This window comes from Arthrobacter sp. KKT183 (genome assembly GCF_055657625.1).
Window position 1 is genome coordinate 846,504 of record NZ_CM145770.1, and the last position, 21,436, is coordinate 867,939.

At 63.2% G+C, this 21,436-nt stretch carries 22 protein-coding genes and 1 pseudogene; 12 read left to right on the plus strand and 11 right to left on the minus strand.

Annotated elements, in window-relative coordinates:
• Positions 1-4: 4 nt before the first annotated feature.
• The 6 genes from ACZ2GY_RS04175 to ACZ2GY_RS04200 form a co-directional block, all read right to left on the minus strand.
• Complete coding sequence (locus ACZ2GY_RS04175; RefSeq protein ID WP_471673100.1) at positions 5-1,081, minus strand: Gfo/Idh/MocA family protein; 1,077 nt, start codon at positions 1,079-1,081, stop codon at positions 5-7.
• 213 nt (positions 1,082-1,294) lie between these two features.
• A complete protein-coding gene (locus tag ACZ2GY_RS04180; RefSeq protein ID WP_471673101.1) occupies positions 1,295-2,401 on the minus strand; it encodes a substrate-binding domain-containing protein in 1,107 nt (368 codons plus the stop codon).
• A 72-nt stretch (positions 2,402-2,473) separates the two neighbouring features.
• Positions 2,474-3,763: a multiple monosaccharide ABC transporter permease gene (gene mmsB / locus ACZ2GY_RS04185; protein ID WP_056548945.1), complete on the minus strand. Its 1,290-nt coding sequence runs from the start codon at positions 3,761-3,763 to the stop codon at positions 2,474-2,476.
• A gap of 20 nt (positions 3,764-3,783) precedes the next feature.
• Entirely contained in the window at positions 3,784-5,322 is a 1,539-nt protein-coding gene (mmsA, locus tag ACZ2GY_RS04190; RefSeq protein ID WP_277358199.1) for a multiple monosaccharide ABC transporter ATP-binding protein, read from the minus strand.
• 128 nt (positions 5,323-5,450) lie between these two features.
• Positions 5,451-6,659: an ROK family transcriptional regulator gene (locus ACZ2GY_RS04195; protein WP_277358198.1), complete on the minus strand. Its 1,209-nt coding sequence runs from the start codon at positions 6,657-6,659 to the stop codon at positions 5,451-5,453.
• Positions 6,660-6,691: 32 nt separating this feature from the next.
• On the minus strand, positions 6,692-7,213 hold the full coding sequence (locus ACZ2GY_RS04200; RefSeq protein ID WP_277358197.1) for a gamma carbonic anhydrase family protein: 522 nt from the start codon (positions 7,211-7,213) through the stop codon (positions 6,692-6,694).
• A 360-nt stretch (positions 7,214-7,573) separates the two neighbouring features.
• Between ACZ2GY_RS04200 and ACZ2GY_RS04205 the strand changes: the two genes are divergently transcribed.
• Complete coding sequence (locus ACZ2GY_RS04205) at positions 7,574-8,536, plus strand: hypothetical protein (protein WP_471673102.1); 963 nt, start codon at positions 7,574-7,576, stop codon at positions 8,534-8,536.
• Here ACZ2GY_RS04205 and ACZ2GY_RS04210 read toward each other — a convergent pair.
• From ACZ2GY_RS04210 to purU, 3 genes and pseudogenes are all read right to left on the minus strand, one after another.
• Entirely contained in the window at positions 8,520-8,657 is a 138-nt protein-coding gene (locus tag ACZ2GY_RS04210; RefSeq protein ID WP_277358195.1) for a hypothetical protein, read from the minus strand. The genes ACZ2GY_RS04205 and ACZ2GY_RS04210 overlap by 17 nt on opposite strands.
• A gap of 207 nt (positions 8,658-8,864) precedes the next feature.
• Positions 8,865-9,029: pseudogene (locus ACZ2GY_RS04215) on the minus strand (DUF1737 domain-containing protein); the annotation flags it as partial.
• Positions 9,030-9,047: 18 nt separating this feature from the next.
• Entirely contained in the window at positions 9,048-9,929 is an 882-nt protein-coding gene (purU, locus tag ACZ2GY_RS04220; RefSeq protein ID WP_277358194.1) for a formyltetrahydrofolate deformylase, read from the minus strand.
• A 149-nt stretch (positions 9,930-10,078) separates the two neighbouring features.
• On the opposite strand from purU, the gene glyA reads away from it, so the two are divergent.
• The 6 genes from glyA (at position 10,079) to ACZ2GY_RS04250 (ending at position 15,559) form a co-directional block, all read left to right on the plus strand.
• Positions 10,079-11,374, plus strand: a complete 1,296-nt coding sequence (gene glyA, locus ACZ2GY_RS04225; RefSeq protein ID WP_277358193.1) for a serine hydroxymethyltransferase — start codon at positions 10,079-10,081, stop codon at positions 11,372-11,374.
• Between the two features lie 158 nt (positions 11,375-11,532).
• Complete coding sequence (locus ACZ2GY_RS04230) at positions 11,533-12,423, plus strand: bifunctional methylenetetrahydrofolate dehydrogenase/methenyltetrahydrofolate cyclohydrolase (protein WP_277358192.1); 891 nt, start codon at positions 11,533-11,535, stop codon at positions 12,421-12,423.
• 34 nt (positions 12,424-12,457) lie between these two features.
• A complete protein-coding gene (locus ACZ2GY_RS04235; RefSeq protein ID WP_277358191.1) occupies positions 12,458-13,399 on the plus strand; it encodes an ABC transporter ATP-binding protein in 942 nt (313 codons plus the stop codon).
• Positions 13,400-13,496: 97 nt separating this feature from the next.
• Entirely contained in the window at positions 13,497-14,300 is an 804-nt protein-coding gene (locus ACZ2GY_RS04240) for an ABC transporter permease (protein ID WP_056549313.1), read from the plus strand.
• Positions 14,301-14,305: 5 nt separating this feature from the next.
• Positions 14,306-15,130, plus strand: a complete 825-nt coding sequence (locus ACZ2GY_RS04245; protein WP_471673541.1) for an ABC transporter permease — start codon at positions 14,306-14,308, stop codon at positions 15,128-15,130.
• 69 nt (positions 15,131-15,199) lie between these two features.
• Entirely contained in the window at positions 15,200-15,559 is a 360-nt protein-coding gene (locus ACZ2GY_RS04250) for a VOC family protein (protein ID WP_056549309.1), read from the plus strand.
• Between the two features lie 21 nt (positions 15,560-15,580).
• On the opposite strand, the gene ACZ2GY_RS04255 is transcribed toward ACZ2GY_RS04250, so the two are convergent.
• Both ACZ2GY_RS04255 and ACZ2GY_RS04260 read right to left on the minus strand, forming a co-directional pair.
• The gene (locus tag ACZ2GY_RS04255; protein WP_471673103.1) at positions 15,581-16,261 is read right to left on the minus strand and encodes a class F sortase; all 681 of its coding nucleotides are present in this window, start codon (positions 16,259-16,261) and stop codon (positions 15,581-15,583) included.
• 17 nt (positions 16,262-16,278) lie between these two features.
• Positions 16,279-17,052 carry a hypothetical protein gene (locus tag ACZ2GY_RS04260; RefSeq protein WP_471673104.1) on the minus strand — a complete coding sequence of 258 codons (774 nt, stop codon included), beginning with the start codon at positions 17,050-17,052 and terminating at the stop codon, positions 16,279-16,281.
• A gap of 190 nt (positions 17,053-17,242) precedes the next feature.
• On the opposite strand from ACZ2GY_RS04260, the gene ACZ2GY_RS04265 reads away from it, so the two are divergent.
• The 5 genes from ACZ2GY_RS04265 to ACZ2GY_RS04285 are packed head-to-tail and all read left to right on the plus strand — an operon-like array spanning position 17,243 to position 21,340.
• Positions 17,243-17,734, plus strand: coding sequence for a hypothetical protein (locus tag ACZ2GY_RS04265; protein ID WP_277358188.1), 492 nt, complete (start codon positions 17,243-17,245; stop codon positions 17,732-17,734).
• 21 nt (positions 17,735-17,755) lie between these two features.
• Positions 17,756-18,607, plus strand: coding sequence for an exodeoxyribonuclease III (locus tag ACZ2GY_RS04270; protein ID WP_277358187.1), 852 nt, complete (start codon positions 17,756-17,758; stop codon positions 18,605-18,607).
• 1 nt (position 18,608) lies between these two features.
• On the plus strand, positions 18,609-19,652 hold the full coding sequence (gene trpS, locus ACZ2GY_RS04275; RefSeq protein WP_277358186.1) for a tryptophan--tRNA ligase: 1,044 nt from the start codon (positions 18,609-18,611) through the stop codon (positions 19,650-19,652).
• Between the two features lie 4 nt (positions 19,653-19,656).
• Positions 19,657-20,262, plus strand: coding sequence for a 2'-5' RNA ligase family protein (locus ACZ2GY_RS04280; RefSeq protein WP_277358185.1), 606 nt, complete (start codon positions 19,657-19,659; stop codon positions 20,260-20,262).
• Positions 20,263-20,284: 22 nt separating this feature from the next.
• Entirely contained in the window at positions 20,285-21,340 is a 1,056-nt protein-coding gene (locus ACZ2GY_RS04285; protein ID WP_346028477.1) for a YihY/virulence factor BrkB family protein, read from the plus strand.
• Positions 21,341-21,436 lie beyond the last annotated feature (96 nt).

The window sequence follows — 21,436 nt, forward strand, 5'->3', positions numbered from 1 at the left end:
CCCGCTACCGGTCGTCGTTGGCATATCTAAGGCGCAGCTGGGCCCGGACGCCATCGAACATCCGCATGGTGTCGAGCGTGTGCTGAAGCGGCATGGTGGGACTTTCGAGGAGACCCTCTTGAATGCACCGCGTGGTTTCGCGTAGCTCATAGGCGTACCCGTTCCCTGCCTGTTCGAACTTCTCCACCCGTGCTTCGCCTCCGTGCGGATGGACGTACAGTTCTCGCGGGTTGTGAAGCGGAGCGGACGTGCGTAGCCACCCTTTGCTACCGGCGACAGTGGCCTGGCTGGGCCCGGAGGCCAACAACGACGACGACAGCTGGGCCTGCGCGCCGCTTGCATAGGTGAGGGTCAGCGCGTTCTGCGCGTCCACGCCGTCGTCATTCAGTGTGCCTTCGGCCGCAACCGAAGTGGGGAAGCCCAGCGATCCCAGCGCCCACGTGGACGGGTAAACTGTGAGGTCCAGCAGTGCTCCGCCACCGGCGAGCGGGTCCCACAGGCGGGCTTCGGGGTTATAGGCAGCTGGGAAACCGAGGTCCGCCTGTACCCAGCGGATATCGCCGAGTTCGCCCGAGTGGATGATGTCCCACGCCCGGTTCACGCTGGGGAGGAAGCGCGTCCACACCGCCTCCATGAGGAACACCCGCTTCTCCCGGGCCAGATTGATGAGCTCCTCCGCCTCACGCGCGTTGACGGTGAAGGCTTTCTCGCACAGAACGTGTTTGCCGGCGGCAAGCAGTGCCTTGCATACTTCGTAGTGCTGGCCATGCGGAGTCGCTACATAGACGACGTCCACGTCCGGATCCTCAGCCAGCCGCTCGAAACCCCGGGAGCCGCCGTCGTCGTAATGCACGGTTGCGAAGCCGTGCGTATCGGCGAAGGTGCGCGCCCGATCTTCCCTACGCGAACTCACCGCCTGCAGCACCGCGTCCTCGAGGCGGGCGATATCCTCGGTCACTTTCCGTGCGATCCCGCCCGTGGCAACCACGCCCCAGCGCAGCGGCGCGCCGGTAGCGGCGAAAGGCGAGGGCGCGTCCGGCGCAACGCACGGGGGCACAGGGAGGCGGAGGTTCGTCGTCATTCCTTCATACTTCCGAATGCAGGAGGGCACGTCCACCCGTTACGGCAGGGGTACGTCCGCAACCCGCTTCAAGGACCAGCGCCACTCCGTTCACCCGGCATCGCATGGGCATTGCGAGCTCCGAAGCGCCGACCTGGGAGAGCCTCACTTTTAGCATGCGACGAAAAAAGATCCCCGGTCGCGAAATGCGGCCGGGGATCTTCCTGGAGTTGGCTACTTGACCAGCTCAGCGAGCGTGGGGTCATCGGCGTACGCTTCTGCCGCGTTTTCCTGGGTGACGATCTGCGGTTCCAGCAGGTAGGCCGGGACAACCTTCACGCCGTTGTCGTAGGACTCGGTGTCGTTGACCTCGACCTCTTCACAGGCGCCGATGGCTTCAACCATCGTGATGGTCTGCTCCACCAGATTGCTGGTGTCCTTGTTGATGGTGGAGTACTGCTCACCTGCCATGATCGACTTGACCGATTCCACCTCGGAGTCCTGGCCGGTGACAACCGGCGTATCCTTTCCTGCAGCCGCAACCGAGGTGAGGACGGCGCGTGCCAGCGTGTCATTCGGTGAGAGCACGCCATGCAATTCCTCGGAGGCGTAGTTACCGCTGAGGAGGGTATCCATGCGACGCTGCGCGTTCTCGGCCTTCCAGCCCTGGGTCACTGCCTGGTCAAAGGAGGTCTGGCCTGAGACGACATTGAGCGTGCCGTCGTCGATCTTCGGCTGAAGGACGCTCATGGCGCCGTCGAAGAAGACCTGGGCGTTCGCGTCATCGGGAGAGCCCGCGAACAGTTCGATGTTGTAAGGACCTTCACCCTTGCGCTCAGCCAACCCGTCCAGGAGGGCCTGGCCCTGCAGCTCACCGACCTTGAAGTTGTCATAGGCCACGTAGTAGTCCACGTTTTCGGTGTTGGTGAGCAGACGGTCATAGGCGAGGACCGTGATCCCGGCGTCCTTGGCTTGCTGCAGCTGGTTGCCCAGTTGTGCGCCGTCGATCGCACCGACCACGAGGACCTCCACGCCGTTGGTGATCATTGAGCTGATCTGGGCTTGCTGCTCCGCCACGCCGCCATTGGCAAACTGGACGGACGGCTCGTACCCGGCTTCGGTCAGGCCATCGTTGAACAGCTGCTCCGCCAGGACCCAGTTCTCCGAGGTCTTCTGGGGCAGCGCTACACCGATGGCGGCGCCTTCCTCGAACCCTTCGCAGGCGGTCTCGGTGCCGCCGGCGGTCCCGGTTGCCGTACCGGGATCCTCGCGGCCACAGGATGCCAGCGCCAATGCTGAAATTGCAGTGAGTGCTGCAAGTGATTTTGCGAAGTTACGCATTCGATTTCTCTTTCTTTAGCATCTTGCTTTGGTTGTCAGTGAAAGGTTTTGGCCAGAACCGGCGGATCGGTTCTAGAGGACCTGCTTTGTGCCCACTGCCTCCCGGGCTGCGGGGTTTTCCTCGGGCGCTGACGGCGCATCGGGCTTGTTTCGCCCGCCGCCGAAGTTTCGGGTGAGCAATCCGATGATGGAGGGCTTCCCCTGGCTCTTGTTGTACACATCAAACGCGACTGCGATCAGCAGCACGAGACCCTTGATGATCTGTGTCATGTCGGCGCCGATGCCCATCAGCTGCAGGCCGTTGTTCAGGACGGCCATGACGAGGCCGCCGATCACGGAGCCGATCACCGTTCCCACGCCACCGGTCACTGCTGCACCGCCAATGAACACTGCCGCGATCGCATCGAGTTCCCAGCCCACGCCGTCGAAGGGGCCCGATGCTGTGGACCGGCCCACGAAGATCATTCCGGCGAGTGCCGCAAGGATGGACATGTTCATCATCACCAGGAAGTTCACGCGCTTGCTCTGCACGCCGGAGAGCTCGGCCGCGTGGCGGTTGCCACCGACGGCATACACATGGCGACCGACCACGGTCTTGTTCGAGATGAACGCAAAGATGATGACCAGGACAGCGAGGATGAGCCCGGGAATAGGGAAGGACGTTCCCGGGCGGCCGGTGGCAAACAGGGACGTGACGTACAGGATGGCGGCGGCGAGGAGGACGAGTTTCGCCACGGAGATCCACAGCGGCTGCACCTCTGAGCCGATCTGCGCGGTGCGGCGGCGGTTGCTGAACTCCTGGTACACGAAGAAGCCCACAGCGAGCAGACCCAGGAGCACCGTGAGGTTGTTATATCCCGTGACGGGTCCCACCTCGGGGAGGTAGCCGGCCCCGATGAACTGGAACGCCTCAGGTACGGGAATGGTGTTTGATTCGCCCACGTACTGGTTCGCTCCACGGAACAGGAGCATGCCCGCCAGAGTCACGATGAACGCCGGTATGCCCACGTAGGCAACCCAGAATCCCTGCCACGCTCCGATCAGTGCACCGAGGACAAGCCCGAGCACGATCCCGAGGTACCAGGGAATGCCCCAGTCGCGGATGGAGATGGCGACGACGACGCCGGCGAAGGCTGCCACGGACCCGACCGAGAGGTCGATGTGGCCCGCGATGATGACCAGCACCATGCCGATTGCCAGGATCAGGATGTACGCGTTGCCGTTGAACAGGTTGATGACGTTGGTCGGTGTGAGTGTGTTGCCACCGGTCTGCCATTGGAAAAACAGAATCAGGGCGATCAGGGCGAAAATCATCCCGAACTGCCGGGTGTTGCCGCCGAACATTCGCTTGAGGGAATTCATGGTGCGTCCTAGGGATTCGGTCAGGCAGATTTTCTGCTGGCGGTCATGAGTTTCATCAGGGATTCCTGGCTGGCTTGCTCACGGGTCACCTCGCCGGTGATGGAGCCTTCGAAGATGGTGTAGATGCGGTCTGAGAGACCGAGGAGTTCCGGGAGCTCTGAGGAAATGACGATCACGCCCTTGCCCTGGTCTGCGAGCTTCTGGATGATGCCGTAGATCTCGTATTTGGCGCCTACGTCGATGCCGCGGGTCGGCTCGTCAAGAATGAGCAGATCGGGATCGGTGAACATCCATTTCGACAGCACCACCTTCTGCTGGTTGCCGCCGGATAATTTGGCCACGCCCTCGTTGACGCTCGGTGTCTTGGTCCGCAGCGACTTCCGGTATTCCTCCGCCACGCGGTATTCCTCGTCGTTGTCCACCACGAAGTTGTGGGTGATCTTTTTGAGGTTTGCGGAGACGGTGGTGGTCTTGATGTCATCCAGGAGGTTCAGCCCGAGCGATTTGCGGTCCTCGGTAACGTAGGCGAGGCCCGCGTCGATTGCCTGCGGCACGGACTTGAAGGTGACTTCCTTGCCGTCCTTGAAGATCCGGCCGGACTTGAAGTTGCCGTAGGAGCGGCCGAACACGGAACGGGCGAGTTCCGTGCGCCCGGCGCCCATCAGGCCGGCGAAGCCGACGATCTCCCCGCGCCGCACCTTGAAGCTTGAGTTCTTGCAGACCAGGCGGTCGGCAACGTTGGGGTGGCCGACCGTCCAGTTGCGCACCTCGAAGAACGTTTCGCCGATCTTCGGGGTGTGGTCAGGGAAACGGGACTCGAGAGAGCGTCCGACCATGCCGCGAATGATGCGGTCCTCGTCCACGCCGTCGTTCTTGATATGCAGGGTTTCGATTGCCTTGCCGTCACGGATGATCGTGATGGAGTCCGCAATCTGCTCGATCTCGTTGAGCTTGTGGGAGATCATGATGCAGGAGATGCCCTTGGAGCGCAGTCCGGACATCAGATCCAGCAGATGCTGGGAGTCAGCTTCGTTGAGTGCGGCTGTGGGCTCATCGAGGATGAGCAGCTTAACGGACTTGCTGAGGGCCTTGGCAATTTCGACCAGCTGCTGCTTGCCGACACCGATGTCCTTGATCTTGGTAGTCGGGTCTTCGCTCAGCCCGACGCGGGCCAGGAGCTCGACGGCGGAGAGGTTGACCTTGTCCCAGTCGATCACTCCGAAGCGTGTGGGCTCATTGCCGAGGAAAATATTCTCGGCGATGGACAGCTCGGGGATCAGGGCGAGTTCCTGGTGGATGATCACGATTCCGGCGGCTTCGCTGGAACGAATGTCCTTGAACTGCATCTCCTTGCCCTGGAAGACAATCTGACCCTGGTAGTCGCCGTAAGGATAGAGCCCGGAGAGCACCTTCATCAGGGTGGATTTCCCAGCACCGTTTTCACCGCAGATCGCGTGAATCTCGCCGGCCGTAACGGAAAGGGAAACATGATCGAGTGCTTTCACACCGGGAAATTCCTTGGTGATCGACTGCATCTCGAGGATGGTGTGGTTGTCCATAGAGGCCTTCCCGCAACTGACTGCGCTGTCCTTGGACCGAAATGGCCCGCCAAAAAAGTAAACTCTGAGTAAGGTGTTGGCGTCAAGTCTTGAACGCAATTAATGTCGAACTGTTGGAAAACCAGAACTTAGCTTGAGCTAAGGCTGGGCTGGGACAAGACGACGGCGACGCCCCCGAGTGCTTCGGCGCGATCCCCGAGGGAGCCCATGCTGACAGTTGTCGATTCTCCGACAACCGGCACTGCATGCCGAAGCAATCCGCGCCGGACGGGGTCAAGAAGGATATCGCCGAGGCCGGTCAGGGACCCGCCGAGAACTATCAGTTCGGGGTTGATCAGGTTGGCGACATGGGCAATGGCGCGGCCGATCGCGAGGCCGGCATCGTCGAGGACGCGAAGTGTTGCGGTGTCTCCGCCGAGGGCGAGCTGCACAATGTCGGGCGCCGTGAGCGGCCGGTGGCTGGTGCGCTCTAGCAGGCTGATCATGGTTGCCGTCGAGGCGACGGTTTCGAGGCAGCCGCGGTTGCCGCACCGACAGATGAGGCCGTGCTCGTCGATGGTGGTGTGGCCTAGTTCTCCCGTGATCCCGACGTTGCCGTAGTACAGCGCACCGTTGAGGATCAGGCCGGCGCCGATGCCTGAGCCGATCTTCACGAAGATCAGGTTCTCCACCGAACTGTGCGGCCCCCAGGTGACCTGCGCCAGCGCTCCGAGGTTGGCGTCATTGTCAATGAACACAGGGATTCTGAGGCGTTCACTGAACGTCTCGAGGATGTTGATTCCCACCCATTCAGGCAGGATGGCGCCCTGCACAACGGTTCCTGTGCGACGGTCAATGGGGCCGGGGATTCCGATGCCGGCGCCGAGTAGCGCGCTTCGGGGAGTACCCGATTCCGTCAGCAGCCGTTCAAGGAGTTCCGCGGCGGCGTCGAGCCCTTCCTCCGCGGTGTGGCCGGCTGTCAGCGGGATGGCTTCCTCGCAAAGAACACGGTAGTCCGGGCCGGCAAGGACTACCCTCACGTGCCTTCGGCCGATGTCGATGCCGACAGCAACTAACCCGTTGTCATTGAGCGCAACGGACAGGGCCCTGCGCCCGGAGCTGGTGGTGGGGCTCGTTGTTACTGTGCCTGAGTCCGACATACCGCGAACAATGTTGGAGACCGTCGCCGTGGAAAGCCCGGTCTGGCGGGCCAGTTCAGCCTGGGTCTGAGGACCGCCGGTCGCAAGCGCCTGGACGATTCTTTGCTCATTGAGCTGCCGGAGAGCCGACTGGGAACCTGGCTTATGAAGGCTCGGCTTGGGGGCAGGCCTCGACGGCGCGGCAGACTCAACGGACATGCCTACAGATTCCTACACGAAGGTTGTTGCCGTCAAGAAGTAAACGCAACTCGATGGAGAGCAGCCAACTCCTGATAGCGGGAAGCGTTGTCCCGGACGTCCTGCAGTTCGTTGTCGGTCAGCTCCCGGCGGACCTTCGCCGGGACACCGGCCACCAGCGAACGCGGCGGAACCTGCATGCCTTCGAGCACCACGGCGCCGGCGGCAACCAGGGATCCCTCTCCGATGGTTGCGCCGTTCATGATGGTGGCGCTCATGCCGATCAGGCAGTCGTTCCCGATCGTGCACCCATGCACGACGGCGCTGTGCCCCACACTCACGCGGTCTCCCACGGTGGCGGGGAAGCCCGGATCGGCATGCACGACCACGTTGTCCTGCAGGTTTGTACCCGCGCCGATGGTGATGGTCTCAGTGTCTGCGCGCACACTGACGCCGTAGAACGCGCTGGCGTTATCCCCGAAGGTTGCCTTGCCGATGACGGAAGCCGTCGGTGCTACGAACACGGTCTCCGGGATCGAGGGAGTGTTACCGCCGAATTCAATGATGTGTCCCATCCGCCCAGCCTATCCCCGTGAGATCTCAGGCCGAGCTCCTTCGCGTGGAGCAATCCGGACCGGGCCCGGGGGTAATCGGGACTGGCGGGTGGGCAACCTGGACTGGCGGGTGAGCAACCCGGACCGGGGTGAGGGAAATTTCGCTCACGCTGGACCATGTTGCTCCAGCCCCGCTAGCAACCCCCCCGTACGCGTCTGTCCCACTTCGCTCCCGCCTCCGCCTCAACACTTCGTCACCCGCCGTCCGCGTCCCACTTCGTCGCTCGCCTCCGTCTCTGGCGGGGTCGGGAATTGCGGGCGTTATCCACATAGCCGGTTCTCCATCCGCGTGCGGGCGGACTATGGGCTTTGCTGGAAACCATGGCTGACTTTCCACTGCGAATCCGCACCAGCGCCGACAAACCGTACGAGGAGGCCTGGCCGCGGGAGCTCTCCCGACGTGCCAAGAGCGGCGAGCTGCTGAGAATCAGGCACGGGTGTTATGTGGACGCCCAAAGCTGGGGACAACTCGAGGACGAGCAGCGTTATCGCGGAATGCTCAAGGCGATGACCAGCACTGCACGTCGTCCTCCACTGTTCGGGGCGGAGACAGCGGGAGTGCTCTGGGGGTTCCCCCGCTCGGACCTGCCGCCGGACATCCAGGTGATCGTGCCGGTGGGTAGCGGGCGCAAGAGTAGCAATGGAGTGCGCCGGATGACGTCTCCTGCAGGCGAGGTCTCCGCCGAAGCGATGGGTTGCGGGCTACGTGTGACCGGCAAGATCCAGACGGCCGTCGATCTTTGTATGATCTATGACTTTCCATGGGCAGTTGCTGTCATGGACAGGCTGCTCAACACGAAGCCCCTCCCAGCAGAAAGTCGGAAGCGTCCAGTGACCAAGGCGGACGTTGAAGACCTTATCGCCCTGCTTCCATCCGGAGCCAAACGTCGAAAAGTCCGCCGGGTCCTCGACTTCGCCGATGGCTCGGCGATGTATCCGGGCGAGTCTCTGAGTCGGGTGTATATCGCTGAGCTCGGATTTCCGGCGCCCGAACTGCAGTACAGAGTGATGGATGAGCTGGGACTGGCCGCTGTCGTTGACTTCTGGTGGAAGGATCACGCGCTGGTCGGAGAGTTCGACGGTCGGGGTAAGTATCAGAAACCCGAGTACATGCAGGGGAAAACCGTTGCCCAAGTGGTGATCGATGAGAAGAACCGGGAGAACCGCATACGAGCCACAGGCAAAAACGTGGTGCGGTGGGAATGGAAGGAAGCCACAAATCCTCAGCTCCTGCTACGAGAGCTCACCAAGGCGGGATTGCCACGCATCAACCGGCGTCCGTGAGGCGCTGGGTGAAGCCGCGAGGAGCAATCCAGACGCCGGGCCGAGCACCCAGGACAGTGAATCGGGCAACCTGGACATAGAGCAGGAGTATTCGGACCGAGGTGAGGGAAATGCTGCTCACTTTCGTCTGAACTGCTCCTTTCGAGTCCCGGCCGGCGGGAAACCGGCACACATCCCACTCACCTTTGTCCAGGTTGCTCCCGGCCTCCGCTCCCCGCCTCCGCCACCCGCCCTCGCGACCGGCCTCCGCCACCCGCCTCCGCCACCCGCCCTCGCGACCGGCCTCCGCGACCCGCCCGCGGCGAAGACAAAGCCAACCTCAGTCCTCCAGCACTACTGCCTGCGCAACGATCACGCGCTCGCCGTTGAACGTCACGGCGGGGGAGCCATGCAGCCGGTAGCCACTCTCCAGAGCCTCGCTCACCCGCGCGCAGAACGCGCGGTCGTCGGGGCCGGTCAGTACGCGGTAGCGCAGTGGCGTCTCATCACTCATGTTTACTCCTGAACGAACCTAGTTGAAGACTACGGTCCGCGTGCCATCGAGCAGCACACGGTGCTCGGCATGCCACTGCACGGCCTGTGCCAGCGTCCGGCTTTCGACGTCCGCACCCATCGCGGCCAGCTGTGGTGCCGTCCGCGCGTGATCCACGCGGATGACTTCCTGCTCGATGATGGGGCCCTCGTCCAGAGCCGGGGTCACGTAGTGGGCAGTTGCACCGATCAGCTTCACGCCGCGGGCGTGCGCCTGGTGGTAGGGACGCGCACCCTTGAACGACGGCAGAAACGAGTGGTGGATATTGATTGCACGCCCCACCAGCTGCGAGCACAGGGAGTCGCTGAGCACCTGCATGTACCGTGCAAGAACCACGAGTTCAATCCGATGCTCGGCCACGAGCTCCAAAAGTCGTTCCTCCGCCGAAGCCTTACCGTCAGCAGTGACGGGAACATGGTGAAAAGGCACGCCATAGAATGCGGCAAGGTCAGCCAGGTCCGTGTGGTTCGAAACAATCACGGGCACCTCGATCGGCAGGATCCCCGCGCGCTGCTGGAAGAGCAGGTCGTTGAGGCAGTGGGCGGATTTGGAGGCCATGATGAGCGTGCGCGCCGGTGTGCCTTCGGCGTGCAGCCCCCACGTCATCCCGAACGCCTGGGCTACCGGCGCCAGGTGCGCTTCGACGGCGCCCCGTTCCGATCGCGTGGTGATCGCCACCCGCATGAAGAACGTCCCCGAGTCCGGGCTGCCGTACTGCTGGGACTCGGTGATATTGCAGTCAGCAGCCACCAACGCCCCGGAAACGGCATGGACAATTCCCGGCCGGTCATCACAGGAGAGCGTCAGAATGAACGACGACGGCGCGCTGCCGGGAACACCGGCCTGTACAGCTTCAGTCACGCTCCAAGGTTACCGGGCACGGCAGGGGCGCAGCAGCGCTGCGAGTCACCGTCCGAAACACTTCGAGCCAGTTTGGCTGGAACTTTCGGGCGCACCCCGGTCAACAGGTAGCCTGACCTGTAGAACCCTCATCTCACCAGGAGCCTTCCGTGACTTCATCCTCTCCCTCTGTGACCCAGTCCGTGACCAATGCGCCGCTGTCCGAGGTGGACCCGGAAATCGCCGCGGTCCTCAACAATGAGCTCGCACGCCAGCGCGACACCCTCGAGATGATCGCCTCCGAGAACTTCGCGCCGCGATCGGTCCTCGAAGCTCAGGGCTCGGTCCTGACCAACAAGTACGCGGAGGGCTACCCGGGCCGCCGTTACTACGGCGGCTGCGAGCATGTTGACGTCGCAGAAAGCCTGGCCATCGAGCGCGTCAAGACGCTCTTCGGTGCGGAGTACGCCAACGTCCAGCCGCACTCAGGAGCCCAGGCCAACGCCGCCGCGCTCGCTGCGATGATCAAGCCCGGCGAGAAGATCATGGGCCTGTCCCTGGCGCACGGCGGCCACCTGACCCACGGCATGAAGCTGAACTTCTCCGGCAAGCTTTATGAAGTCGCAGCATATGGTGTCGAGAATGACACGCACCGCCTCGACATGGAGCGCGTCCGCGAGCAGGCCCTGGCTGAGAAACCCCAGGTCATCATCGCCGGTTGGTCCGCGTACCCCCGTCACCTCGATTTCGCAGCATTCCGGTCCATCGCTGACGAGGTCGGCGCCCTGCTCTGGACCGACATGGCCCACTTCGCAGGCCTCGTGGCAGCCGGCCTGCACCCGAGCCCCGTTCCCCACTCGGACGTGGTCACCTCCACCGTGCACAAGACCCTCTCCGGCCCGCGCTCAGGCGTGATCCTGGCCAAGCAGGAGTGGGCCAAGAAGTTGAACTCCAACGTTTTCCCGGGCCAGCAGGGTGGCCCGCTCATGCACGTCATCGCGGCCAAAGCCACGGCCTTCAAGATTGCCGGCACGGAAGAATTCAAGGAGCGCCAGAAGCGCGTCCTCGAGGGCGCCCGCATCATCGCAGAGCGGCTCATGGGCGCTGACGTCACCGAGCACGGAGTGTCGGTCCTCACCGGCGGAACCGACGTGCATCTGGTCCTGGTGGACCTCCGCCACTCCGAGCTGGACGGTCAGCAGGCGGAGGACCTCCTGCACTCGGTGGGCATCACGGTGAACCGCAACGCGGTCCCCAATGATCCGCGCCCGCCCATGGTCACCTCCGGCCTCCGCATCGGCACCCCCGCTCTCGCCACCCGCGGATTCGGCTCCACCGAGTTCGCCGAGGTGGGCGAAATCATCGCTGCAGTTTTGAAGCCCGGTGCTGACGTCGAGGGGCTGCGTGCACGCGTATCCCGCCTCGCTGCCGATTTCCCGCTCTACCCCGGGCACGAGGAATGGTAGAAGACCTGCCCCCAGGTGCGTTGGACTCGGCGGCAGCCCGCTCGGATGAGTACGAGATCCCCACAGCGGAGTGCTGTTTCACAGGGTGCTGTGAGCGTGGCAAGGCGTACCTGCTCGAGGAATTGGACAGGGAACAGCTCAACAAAGGAGCGGCGTAGATGAGCGCACAAATTCTTGACGGCAAGGCAACAGCGGCCGCAATCCGCAGCGAACTCACAGAGCGGGTCACCACTCTGAAGGGCCAGGGCATCACGCCCGGCCTGGGTACGGTGTTGGTCGGAGATGACCCTGGGAGCCATTCCTACGTCGCCGGAAAGCACCGCGACTGTGAGCAGGTGGGCATCAACTCGATCCGCCGCGACCTGCCGGGGGACATCAGCCAGGAGGACCTCGAAAAGGTCATTGACGAACTGAACGATGACGACGCCACCACCGGTTACATCGTCCAGTTGCCTCTGCCTGCGCACATCGACGCACATGCCATCCTGGAGCGGATGACGCCGGGCAAGGACGCCGACGGACTGCACCCGACCAATCTCGGGAAGCTCGTCCTCAATGTCAACGGACCTATGGACTCGCCCCTGCCGTGCACCCCGCATGGCATCGTCGAGCTGCTTCTGCGCCATGACATCGAGCTCAAGGGCAAGAACGTGCTCGTCGTGGGACGTGGGGTGACTGTAGGTAGGCCGCTTGGCCTGCTGCTGACCCGGCGTGCGATCAACGCGACCGTCACGCTGGCGCATACCGGCACAGTGGACCTGCCGCGGCACCTCAGCGAGGCCGACGTCGTCGTGGCGGCCGCGGGCCTGCCCGGGATGATCACGGCTGAACATCTGAAGCCCGGCGCTATCGTCCTGGACGTGGGGGTCACGAGGGTGACTGATCCTGAGACCGGCAAGGCCATCCTGCGCGGCGACGTCGCGAAGGACGCAGCCGGCGTCGCCGGCTGGCTTTCGCCCAACCCCGGGGGAGTGGGCCCCATGACGCGCGCGATGCTCCTGGCCAACGTCGTCGAGGCTGCGGAACGTCAGGCGGGCGTCACCAGCTAGTTGCAACTCCCAGGGTAGGCTCTAGGCTGTTCTGGTGCCCAACCAAACTATTCCGAACTACGTCATCTCCGCTGACCGGCTGACCAAGCACTACGGGAATTTCGCTGCCGTCGACGGCATCTCATTCGACGTACCAGCGGGGGAGTCCTTCGGCCTGCTCGGTCCCAACGGCGCCGGCAAGTCGACCACCATGAGGATGATCGGCGGCGTCTCGCAGCGCACCTCCGGGAAGCTGACCATCATGGGTCTGGACCCTGAGCAGCATGGTCCGGAGGTTCGGGCGCACCTCGGCGTCGTGCCGCAGCAGGACAATCTGGACGAGGAACTGCGCGTCCGGGACAACCTGCTGGTCTACGGCCGCTACTTCGGCCTGCCGATGAGCTACCTCAAACCCAAGGCGGATGAGCTGCTTGAGTTCGCCCAGCTCACCGACAAGGCAAAGGCGAAGGTGGACTCGCTGTCAGGCGGCATGAAGCGGCGCCTGACCATCGCCCGGTCTCTCATCAACGAGCCGAAGATCCTCCTGCTGGACGAGCCCACCACCGGCCTCGATCCACAGGCGCGGCATATTCTCTGGGACCGGCTGTTCCGTCTGAAGGAGTCCGGGGTTACCCTGATCCTCACGACCCACTACATGGATGAGGCGGAGCAGCTCTGCGACCGCCTCGTCGTGGTGGACAAGGGGCAGATCATGGCTGAGGGATCTCCCGCCACACTCATCCGCGAGCACTCCACCCGTGAGGTGCTCGAGCTCCGCTTCGGCTCGGAAAGGAACACAACGGTGGCAGCGGATCTGGCCGGCATCGGTGAACGGCTCGAGTCCCTGCCGGACCGCGTGCTGATCTACACGCACGACGGCGAGTCTGCCCTTGAGCAGGTCACCGCCCGCGGTCTTCATCCCATTACCTCCCTTGTGCGCCGGTCCTCCCTTGAGGATGTTTTCCTGCGACTGACCGGTAGGAGCCTCGTTGACTAGCCAGCACACCGGCACCCCGGATCAGCCCGCACCGGGCGGCCACCGGGAAACGGGAAATACGAAGAATGAGCAGGCCGTCCGCGCTGCCCATTCCCCGATGGTCGCGGCGGAACGCGCCCGGAAGTTCGGCTCCTGGTATTACGCCGAACACGCCCTTAAGGTGATGAACGGCTACCGCTGGACGCTGCTCGCCTACAGCGTGGGCAATCCCGTGATGTATCTCTTCGCAATGGGAGTCGGCCTCGCCACGCTCGTGGACAGCAACAGCGCCGAGAGCGCTTTCGGCGGCGTTAGCTATCTTGCGTTCATTGCGCCGGCGCTCCTGTCCTCCGCCACGATCATGACGGCCGCCACGGAGTTCACCTATCCCGTCATGGACGGCTTCAAGTGGCGGCGCGTCTACTACGGTCCGCATGCCTCGCCGCTGGCCGTGCACCAGATCGTCAACGGATACATCATCGCGATCTCACTGAGGCTCTTCCTGATGTCCGCGATCTACTTCGCGATCGTTGCCGCCTTCGGTGCATCGCCATCTGCCTGGGGGTCGGTGGCAATCATCGTCGCCGTTGTCTGCGGGCTTTCGTTCGGGCTCCCGCTCATGGCGTACTCGGCCAGCGTCACCGAGGACAAGGGCCAGTTCGCGCTGGTCATGCGCTTCATCGTGACTCCGTTGTTCCTGTTTTCCGGCACCTTCTTCCCGCTCGAAACGCTGCCCATCTTCCTACGCTGGATCGGGTGGATCTCCCCGCTGTGGCACGGTACGGAACTGGGACGGGTGCTGACCTACGGGTATGACGAGCCGCTCTGGCTCTCGGCAATCCACATCCTCTATCTGGTGGCGCTGGCACTGCTCGGCTGGGTCCTGGCCCGCCGCATGTATGAACGGAGGCTGGGCAAGTGAGCAACATTCTCACTGAAGAGGACTACCGGGTCCAGGTCAAGGACCGCCCGTTCAGTGCGCTGTACGCACGCAATGCCAAAGCAGTGATCGCGCGCGGACTCATGGCCACCAAGAGCAGCAACTGGCTGATCATGGTGTCCGGGTTCTTTGAGCCGGTGCTCTACCTCATCTCCATGGGGGTGGGCCTGGGCGCACTGGTGGGCACCGTCGTCGGGCCCGGCGGAGAGGAAATCAGCTACGCCGCCTACATAGCGCCGGCGCTCCTTGCGGTCTCCGCAATGAACGGCGCGGTGTACGACTCCACCTGGAACGTGTTCTTCAAGATGAATTTCGCGAAGCTTTACCAGGGCATGCTGTACACCTCGCTGGGGCCGCTGGATGTGGCGATCGGTGAAATCTTCCTCGCCCTCCTGCGGGGCGCCCTGTACGCCACGGGCTTCACCGCGGTGATGGGCCTGATGGGGCTGATCACCACGCCGTGGGCCCTGCTCATGGTTCCGGCGTCCGTGCTGATCGCTTTTGGCTTCGCCTCGTTCGGCATGGGCATCACCAGCTACATGAAGACCTTCCAGCAGATGGATTGGATCAATTTCGTGATGCTGCCGATGTTCCTGTTCTCGGCGACGTTCTATCCATTGAGTGTTTACCCGCAGGGCATCCAGTGGTTCATCCAGGCTCTGCCGCTCTGGCACGGCGTTGAACTGCTGCGTCAACTCAGTATTGGCATCTTCACCCCTGCAACGGCGGTCCATATCACCTATTACGTGGTGATGATCCTCGTGGGGATGATCCTGACCACCACTCGCCTCCGGAAGCTGTTTCTGAAGTAGGAACGCGTAAGGACGGAAGGTGTCCGCGATTGCCTACCATTCGCGGTGGAGACGGCAGATACTGGGACCATGATTGGGAAATGGCACGCAACCGTCTTCGACTGCTCAAACACGGACCAGCTGGCGTCCTTCTACGAGGACCTGTTGGGCATGATCCGCGTCCAGCATGATGACAACGGGTGGATCACCATCGGTGATGCCCCGGACCGTCCGGCACTGGCCTTCCAGCAGGTTGAGGGATACATGCCGCCGAGGTGGCCGGGCCAGGAGATCCCGCAGCAGGTGCATCTCGATATCCGGGTGGAAGACCTCGACGTCGCGGAGCAGAAGGTGCTCGCGCTAGGGGCTACCAGCCTGGAGTCGGGGACGGGCACCTACCGGGTCTATCTGGACCCGGCAGGCCATCCGTTCTGCCTCGTGTGCTGGTAGGCACGGCTTGCTAACGGACCCTCAGGTGACCAGTTCGGCGTACACAACGTAGTTGTCGTCGAAGAGCCCGGTTTCCGGATCATAGCCGTCGCAGGTGATGAGCCGGAGCTCGGCGCCCTCGGTGTTCCCATACACCTTCTGGGTCGGGAAGTTGTCCTTCGGGTACTGCTCGCCCTTGGTCACTGCGAAAGTGGCGGTGGACCCATCCTTGCGCTTGACCTCGATGAGGTCGCCGGCCTTCAGCGCCCTGAGGTCCGCAAAGACGCCGGGGCCGCCGCCGGTGGCGTTGACATGGCCCAGCAAGACAGCCGGTCCGCGCTCGCCGGGCGTGGGGGACTGGTTGTACCAACTGGCTGGTGCTCCGGGTCCGTCCGGCGGCACTTCCAGGGACCCGTTTTCCCGTAGTCCAAGCGAGAGCAGTTCGGAACCCGCTTCGATGGTGGGTATCGAGAAGGAGACCGGTTCGGAAGCTTCCAGCACCGGCGGAAGGGCGGGCGTCTGGGAAGGCTCCGCGGAGGGGGACGTTTCGGGGCTCGCGGAAGGGGCCGTTGTTGCCGGCACGGAGGTAGCCGGCGCCGTCGTCGTCGTTGGGGCCTGAGCACCCTCGCTGCCGGTGCCTGTGCCGCAACCGGTGAGTATCAAAAGGGCGGCCGCCGCAGAAACTGCAAAGCTTCTGCGGCGGCCGGAGTTGGAGCTGATCATGAGATCAGATCAGTCCTTTACTTGGTGGTTGAGCGACGGACAGCGTAGGTGCCGCCGGCTGCTGCTGCCAGAACCAGGCCGCCACCGAGGGCGATCATGCCCAGGTTGGAGCCGGTCTCCTGAGCAACGCCGGTGTCAGCGCCACCCTCAGGCATTGCCCCCATCTGTGAAGCAACCAGAGTGCCACACAGAGCAGGCGAGGTTGCGCCGATCGGGAGGTCCGGGTTCAGGTCGCTCGGTGCGCTGAAGACCTCTTCGCTGACGCCTGCGGTGGCGGGATCGAGACCGTGGACAACAACGACGGCGGTGCCGGCGTCAAGCGCGTCCTGGGTTTCCTGGTTCAGTTCGAACGTGCGGGAAATGGTGTAGGAACCGCCCTGTCCGCCGAGTGCCAGGTCAAGACCGGCAGCAGGGCTGGTATCGCCGCTGGTGGACAGCGTGGTGACGATTCCGCCGTAGAACGGAGCGCCCTCGGTCACGCTGACGAGGCCGTCGCCGTCCGTGTCAGCAGCGGGCGTCGGGCAAGTGCCCTCCGCTCCACCGTGGATGTGCTGGACGTGCGGGTAAGGTCCGTCCATGAAGGTCTCAGCCAAGCCGGACACCTGAAGGTTGACAGTTGCCTGGGTTCCTTCGACATCGACCGTGATGGTGCCGGTTCCGGTGGTGCCGTTCAGTTGGCCGAGGGTCGAGGAGTATGACTCCACATGGTTGTCAGCCATGGCGGGTGCGCCGCCCATTGCGAGCAGACCCATAGCGAGGGTCGGGACTGCGAAAAGAGCTTTCTTGTTCATGATTCCTCCATGGTGCGAATGGGACGCGCACCGGAAAGGATGCGCATGACCTTAGTTCGGCGTGGGTTGCATCACGGATGGGTGTGATCTGAATTAAATTTCCCCCGCGCCTTCTTCGGATGCTCGAACCGTCTTTTCGCCGGTGGTGGAAGCAACCTTGCCCGCGCTGCCGGTTTGCGACAATAGAGGCATGCAACCACTGGGAACCTCTGGAAAAACCGCGGGCAAGGGACTGAGCCTGCGTATGGGCGGCGTAGGAATGGCCATCATGTTGGTGGTGTTTTTGGTGGCTGTGGTCTTCGCAGCCAATGAGAACGACGTCGTTGGCTGGCTGGTGGTCATCATCTCCCTTGGGTGGCTGCTGATTTTCAGCTTCGTGGTGTTTACGGTGCGCTCTGCCGCACGCAAGGCGAGCGCCCGGATCGACGAGTTCAACAGGGCCGCCGGCGGGGGCATGGCGGGCGGAGGCCCGGCCGGTACAAGCGCCGCAATGCGGGATCAGAAGCTCGATCACAGCTTCAAGATCGTCCAGGTCCAGGCCCGCGTGATCCGCGATCATCTCGGCACGGACCAGGGCATGGTGGACCGTGCGCTGGAAACCATCGAGATCACTTCCCACAATGCCCGCAGCATGATGAAAAACGACGACGACGGTCCGGTTGAGGGCACTGTCGTCGACTAGCGCTCCGGTAAGGTTGATCGGGTGAGTTCGGCACAAACCCTGATAAGCAGCAAGCACCCAGAAGCCCTTCGTATTGCCACCGTGAACGTAAACGGAATCCGCGCAGCATACCGGCGGGGAATGCAGGAGTGGCTTGAGGACAGGGACATCGACATCCTGTGCCTCCAGGAGGTTCGTGCACCGGACAAGGTGGTGCGGGAGCTCCTTGGGGACTCCTGGCACATTCTGCACTCTGAGGCCGCGGCCAAGGGCCGTGCCGGCGTCGCCGTCGCTTCCCGTCTGGAGCCCACGGAGACCCGCGAGCACATCGGTGACGAGTACTTCGCCTCCGCTGGTCGCTGGGTGGAAGCTGATTTCGACCTGGACGGAACCACCCTCAGCGTGGTCAGCGCCTACGTGCACTCAGGGGAGGCGGACTCGCCGCAGCAGCAGGACAAGTACCGGTTCCTCGACCTGATGTCGGCGCGGCTCACCGAGCTGCGCGGCACCCGCGACCACGCCCTGGTGGTGGGAGACCTCAACGTCGGACACACCACCCGGGATATCCGGAACTGGAAGGGCAACCTGAAGAAGGCAGGCTTCCTGCCGGAGGAACGCGCCTACTTCGATCATTTCTTCAGCGATGCGGTGGGCTGGGTTGATGTCCACCGTGACCTTGCCGGGGACGTTGACGGCCCCTACACCTGGTGGTCCTGGCGCGGCAAGGCTTTCGACAACGACGCCGGCTGGCGCATCGACTACCACCTCGCCACCCCTGAACTGGCAACAGCCGCCACCACCGCCGTCGTCGATCGAGCCCACTCCTGGGAAGCGCGCTTTTCGGATCACGCGCCGCTCGTCGTCGACTACAAGCTCTTACAACCACAGGACTGATATGACCTCCTCCACAGCGACACGTCAGCGGGTTCTGTCCGGTATGCAGCCCTCGGGCAGTTCCCTCCACCTGGGCAACTACCTCGGAGCCCTCGTGCAGTGGGTTCGGATGCAGGACTCCTATGACGCGATCTACTTCATTCCCGACCTCCACGCCATTACCGTGCCGCAGGATCCGGCGGAGCTCGCTGAACGCACCAGGTTGACCGCCGCGCAGTACATTGCCGGCGGTGTGGATGTGGACAAGTGCACGCTCTTCGTGCAGTCACACGTGCCTGAACACGCGCAGCTGGCCTGGGTGCTGAACTGCATTACCGGGTTCGGCGAGGCCTCCCGCATGACCCAGTTCAAGGACAAGTCGCTCAAGCAGGGCACCGATTCCACGTCGGTAGGCCTGTTCACCTACCCCATCCTGCAGGCCGCGGACATCCTGCTGTACCAGCCGGAAGGCGTTCCCGTCGGTGAGGACCAGCGCCAGCATATTGAGTTGAGCCGGGACCTCGCGCAGCGCTTCAATACGCGATTCGGAGAGACGTTCGTGGTTCCCAAGCCGTTCATCCAGAAGGAGTCGGCCAAAATTTATGACCTGCAGAATCCGACCGCCAAGATGTCCAAGTCCGCAAGCTCCGCGGCGGGACTGATCAACATCATGGATGAACCGAAAGTCACCGCCAAGCGCATTAAATCGGCAGTGACGGATGACGGCACGGAAATTCGCTTCGATCGCGAGGAGAAGCCGGGCGTCTCCAACCTGCTCTCCATCTATTCACTGATGACGGGGAAGAGCCTGGAGGACGTCGTCGGGCATTTTGAGGGCCGGATGTACGGTCACCTGAAGGTGGAGCTTGCGGACGTGGTGGTTGATCGCCTTGAGCCTGTGCGGGCACGCGCGCTGGAGCTGCTCGGCGATCCGGGCGAGCTTGACCGGCTGCTCGCGGTAGGCGAGGAAAAGGCGCGGGAAATTGCGTCGGTTACGCTGGCAGATGTGTTCTCCAAAGTAGGTTTCCTCCCTGCGCGCGGACGCGGACCGGCGGGTGCCTTCTAGGATCATGAGCCACCCCCTCAGCGACACCGAGCAGCACCAACCGACCTACGTAGTGGGCCGGCGTGCTGTGGAGGGCAAGCTCGTGGGAGTGGTCATCGCCCTTCCGGAGCCCATTGCAGGCGAGCTCGAACGCTGGCGGGCCTCCTTCGGCGATCCGATGGCTGCTCTCGTCCCACCGCACATCACGCTGATCACCACCACCCCGGCCGCGGACTGGCCGTCGACCATCGCCCACGTGCGTGAGGTGGCCTCCGCGCAAAGTTCCTTCACGGTCACCCTGAAAAGCACCGGCACGTTCCGTCCGCTCACCCCTGTGGTCTTCATCAATGTCACCGAGGGTTTTGATTCCTGCGTTGACCTGCACCGGCGGCTACAGGCCGGGCCCCTCGCCCGCGACCTCGAGTACCCCTTCCACCCACACGTCACCGTAGCCCATGACGTAAGCGAAGCCAACATGGATTCGGCCGAGGTGCAGCTCGACGACTTCGAGGCATCCTTTACGGTACGTACCATGGGACTGTACGAGCACGACGTCACGGGCGTGTGGAAACTACGGGAAGAGCTCGCTTTTGGCCAGAACGCTACCGCCGGCGAAAAACCGGGCGCCTGATAACCCGTTCCCAACGGAGCGGATGAAGCTCAAGCTGAAGGTTCTGCAAGCCCGCCGCGATCTCGGCCGGGCCCGGCGGGAAAAGGGCGGGGGAGCACCCGTTCTTCTGGCCACCTTCCAATATCTGCTGGCCAAGCTGAACGCTTTCCGTCCCATGCGGGCTTTCCAGCTCTACACCAGTCGCCACGGTCCGCTCATGGCCGCAGGGATCGCCTACAACATGTTTTTCGCCATTGCCGCATTACTGGTTGTTGGTTTCTCAATCGCAGGGCTGGTAGTCGCCGGGAACACCGAATTGCAACAGATGATCGTCCGTGCAGTGGACCGAACCACACCCGGGCTCATCGACACTGACGGGGAGGGCACCAGCAGCACCGGGTTCGCCACAACCGAAGAGCTCTTCGACCTGGAGTCCGGGCTCAGCCTCGCCCTGCTCATCTCAACGGTTGTCATGCTCTTCACGTCGCTGCGCTGGATCGGGGGCGTACGCGAGGGGATGCGCGGTATCTTCGACCTGCCCGCGGTCCAGGCGAATCCCATCCTGGTCAAGCTCAAGGACCTTGGGATTCTGCTTGTGCTTGCGGTGGCGCTCATCGTCACCACCGCTGTCGGGCTGATTGCCAATACCGTCCTGGATCTGGTCCTTCAATGGCTGGGCCTGGATAGTGCTGCCAAACCGTTGACGCAAATCGCAGGCACGACGGTCACGCTCCTGCTGGATACCCTCGTCGCAGTCATCCTGTTCCACTCGGCCTCCGCCATCCAGATGCCCCGGGCCGTCCTGTTTCAGTCTGCCCTCATCGCGGGAGTGGGCAGCACCGTCCTGCGGACCTTCAGCACCCTCCTGCTGGCCGGAGTGGACCGCAACCCGCTGCTCGCTCCCTTCGCCGTCATCATCGGGCTGTTTGTCTGGTTCTTCCTGCTGAGCCAGGTCTACCTGCTGGCAACGGCTTGGGGCGCCATCGGTGCGGCAGATGCCCAGTCCGCCCGCTCCCGCGCACGCGGCGGCCGCGCACGGTCCCTGCGCCAGCGCAGCAGGGCGGCGGCGGCTAAAACCTCGGAACTTTCGGGCACCTAAAGCGACTTGGCCGGCGTCGAAGTCGCCTGAGCTGCGCAAAACTTCCGGGAACGACGACGGCGCGGCCACCTTTCGGTAGCCGCGCCGTTTCGTCCG

Bases quoted from the DNA above. Each gene is read 5' to 3' on its own strand.
- ACZ2GY_RS04175 (WP_471673100.1), bottom strand. From the start codon at position 1,081: ATGACGACGAACCTCCGCCTCCCTGTGCCCCCGTGCGTTGCGCCGGAC.
- ACZ2GY_RS04180 (WP_471673101.1), bottom strand. From the start codon at position 2,401: ATGCGTAACTTCGCAAAATCACTTGCAGCACTCACTGCAATTTCAGCA.
- mmsB (WP_056548945.1), bottom strand. From the start codon at position 3,763: ATGAATTCCCTCAAGCGAATGTTCGGCGGCAACACCCGGCAGTTCGGG.
- mmsA (WP_277358199.1), bottom strand. From the start codon at position 5,322: ATGGACAACCACACCATCCTCGAGATGCAGTCGATCACCAAGGAATTT.
- ACZ2GY_RS04195 (WP_277358198.1), bottom strand. From the start codon at position 6,659: ATGTCCGTTGAGTCTGCCGCGCCGTCGAGGCCTGCCCCCAAGCCGAGC.
- ACZ2GY_RS04200 (WP_277358197.1), bottom strand. From the start codon at position 7,213: ATGGGACACATCATTGAATTCGGCGGTAACACTCCCTCGATCCCGGAG.
- ACZ2GY_RS04205 (WP_471673102.1), top strand. From the start codon at position 7,574: ATGGCTGACTTTCCACTGCGAATCCGCACCAGCGCCGACAAACCGTAC.
- ACZ2GY_RS04230 (WP_277358192.1), top strand. From the start codon at position 11,533: ATGAGCGCACAAATTCTTGACGGCAAGGCAACAGCGGCCGCAATCCGC.
- ACZ2GY_RS04240 (WP_056549313.1), top strand. From the start codon at position 13,497: ATGGTCGCGGCGGAACGCGCCCGGAAGTTCGGCTCCTGGTATTACGCC.
- ACZ2GY_RS04250 (WP_056549309.1), top strand. From the start codon at position 15,200: ATGATTGGGAAATGGCACGCAACCGTCTTCGACTGCTCAAACACGGAC.
- ACZ2GY_RS04255 (WP_471673103.1), bottom strand. From the start codon at position 16,261: ATGATCAGCTCCAACTCCGGCCGCCGCAGAAGCTTTGCAGTTTCTGCG.
- ACZ2GY_RS04260 (WP_471673104.1), bottom strand. From the start codon at position 17,052: ATGAACAAGAAAGCTCTTTTCGCAGTCCCGACCCTCGCTATGGGTCTG.
- ACZ2GY_RS04265 (WP_277358188.1), top strand. From the start codon at position 17,243: ATGCAACCACTGGGAACCTCTGGAAAAACCGCGGGCAAGGGACTGAGC.
- trpS (WP_277358186.1), top strand. From the start codon at position 18,609: ATGACCTCCTCCACAGCGACACGTCAGCGGGTTCTGTCCGGTATGCAG.
- ACZ2GY_RS04280 (WP_277358185.1), top strand. From the start codon at position 19,657: ATGAGCCACCCCCTCAGCGACACCGAGCAGCACCAACCGACCTACGTA.
- ACZ2GY_RS04285 (WP_346028477.1), top strand. From the start codon at position 20,285: ATGAAGCTCAAGCTGAAGGTTCTGCAAGCCCGCCGCGATCTCGGCCGG.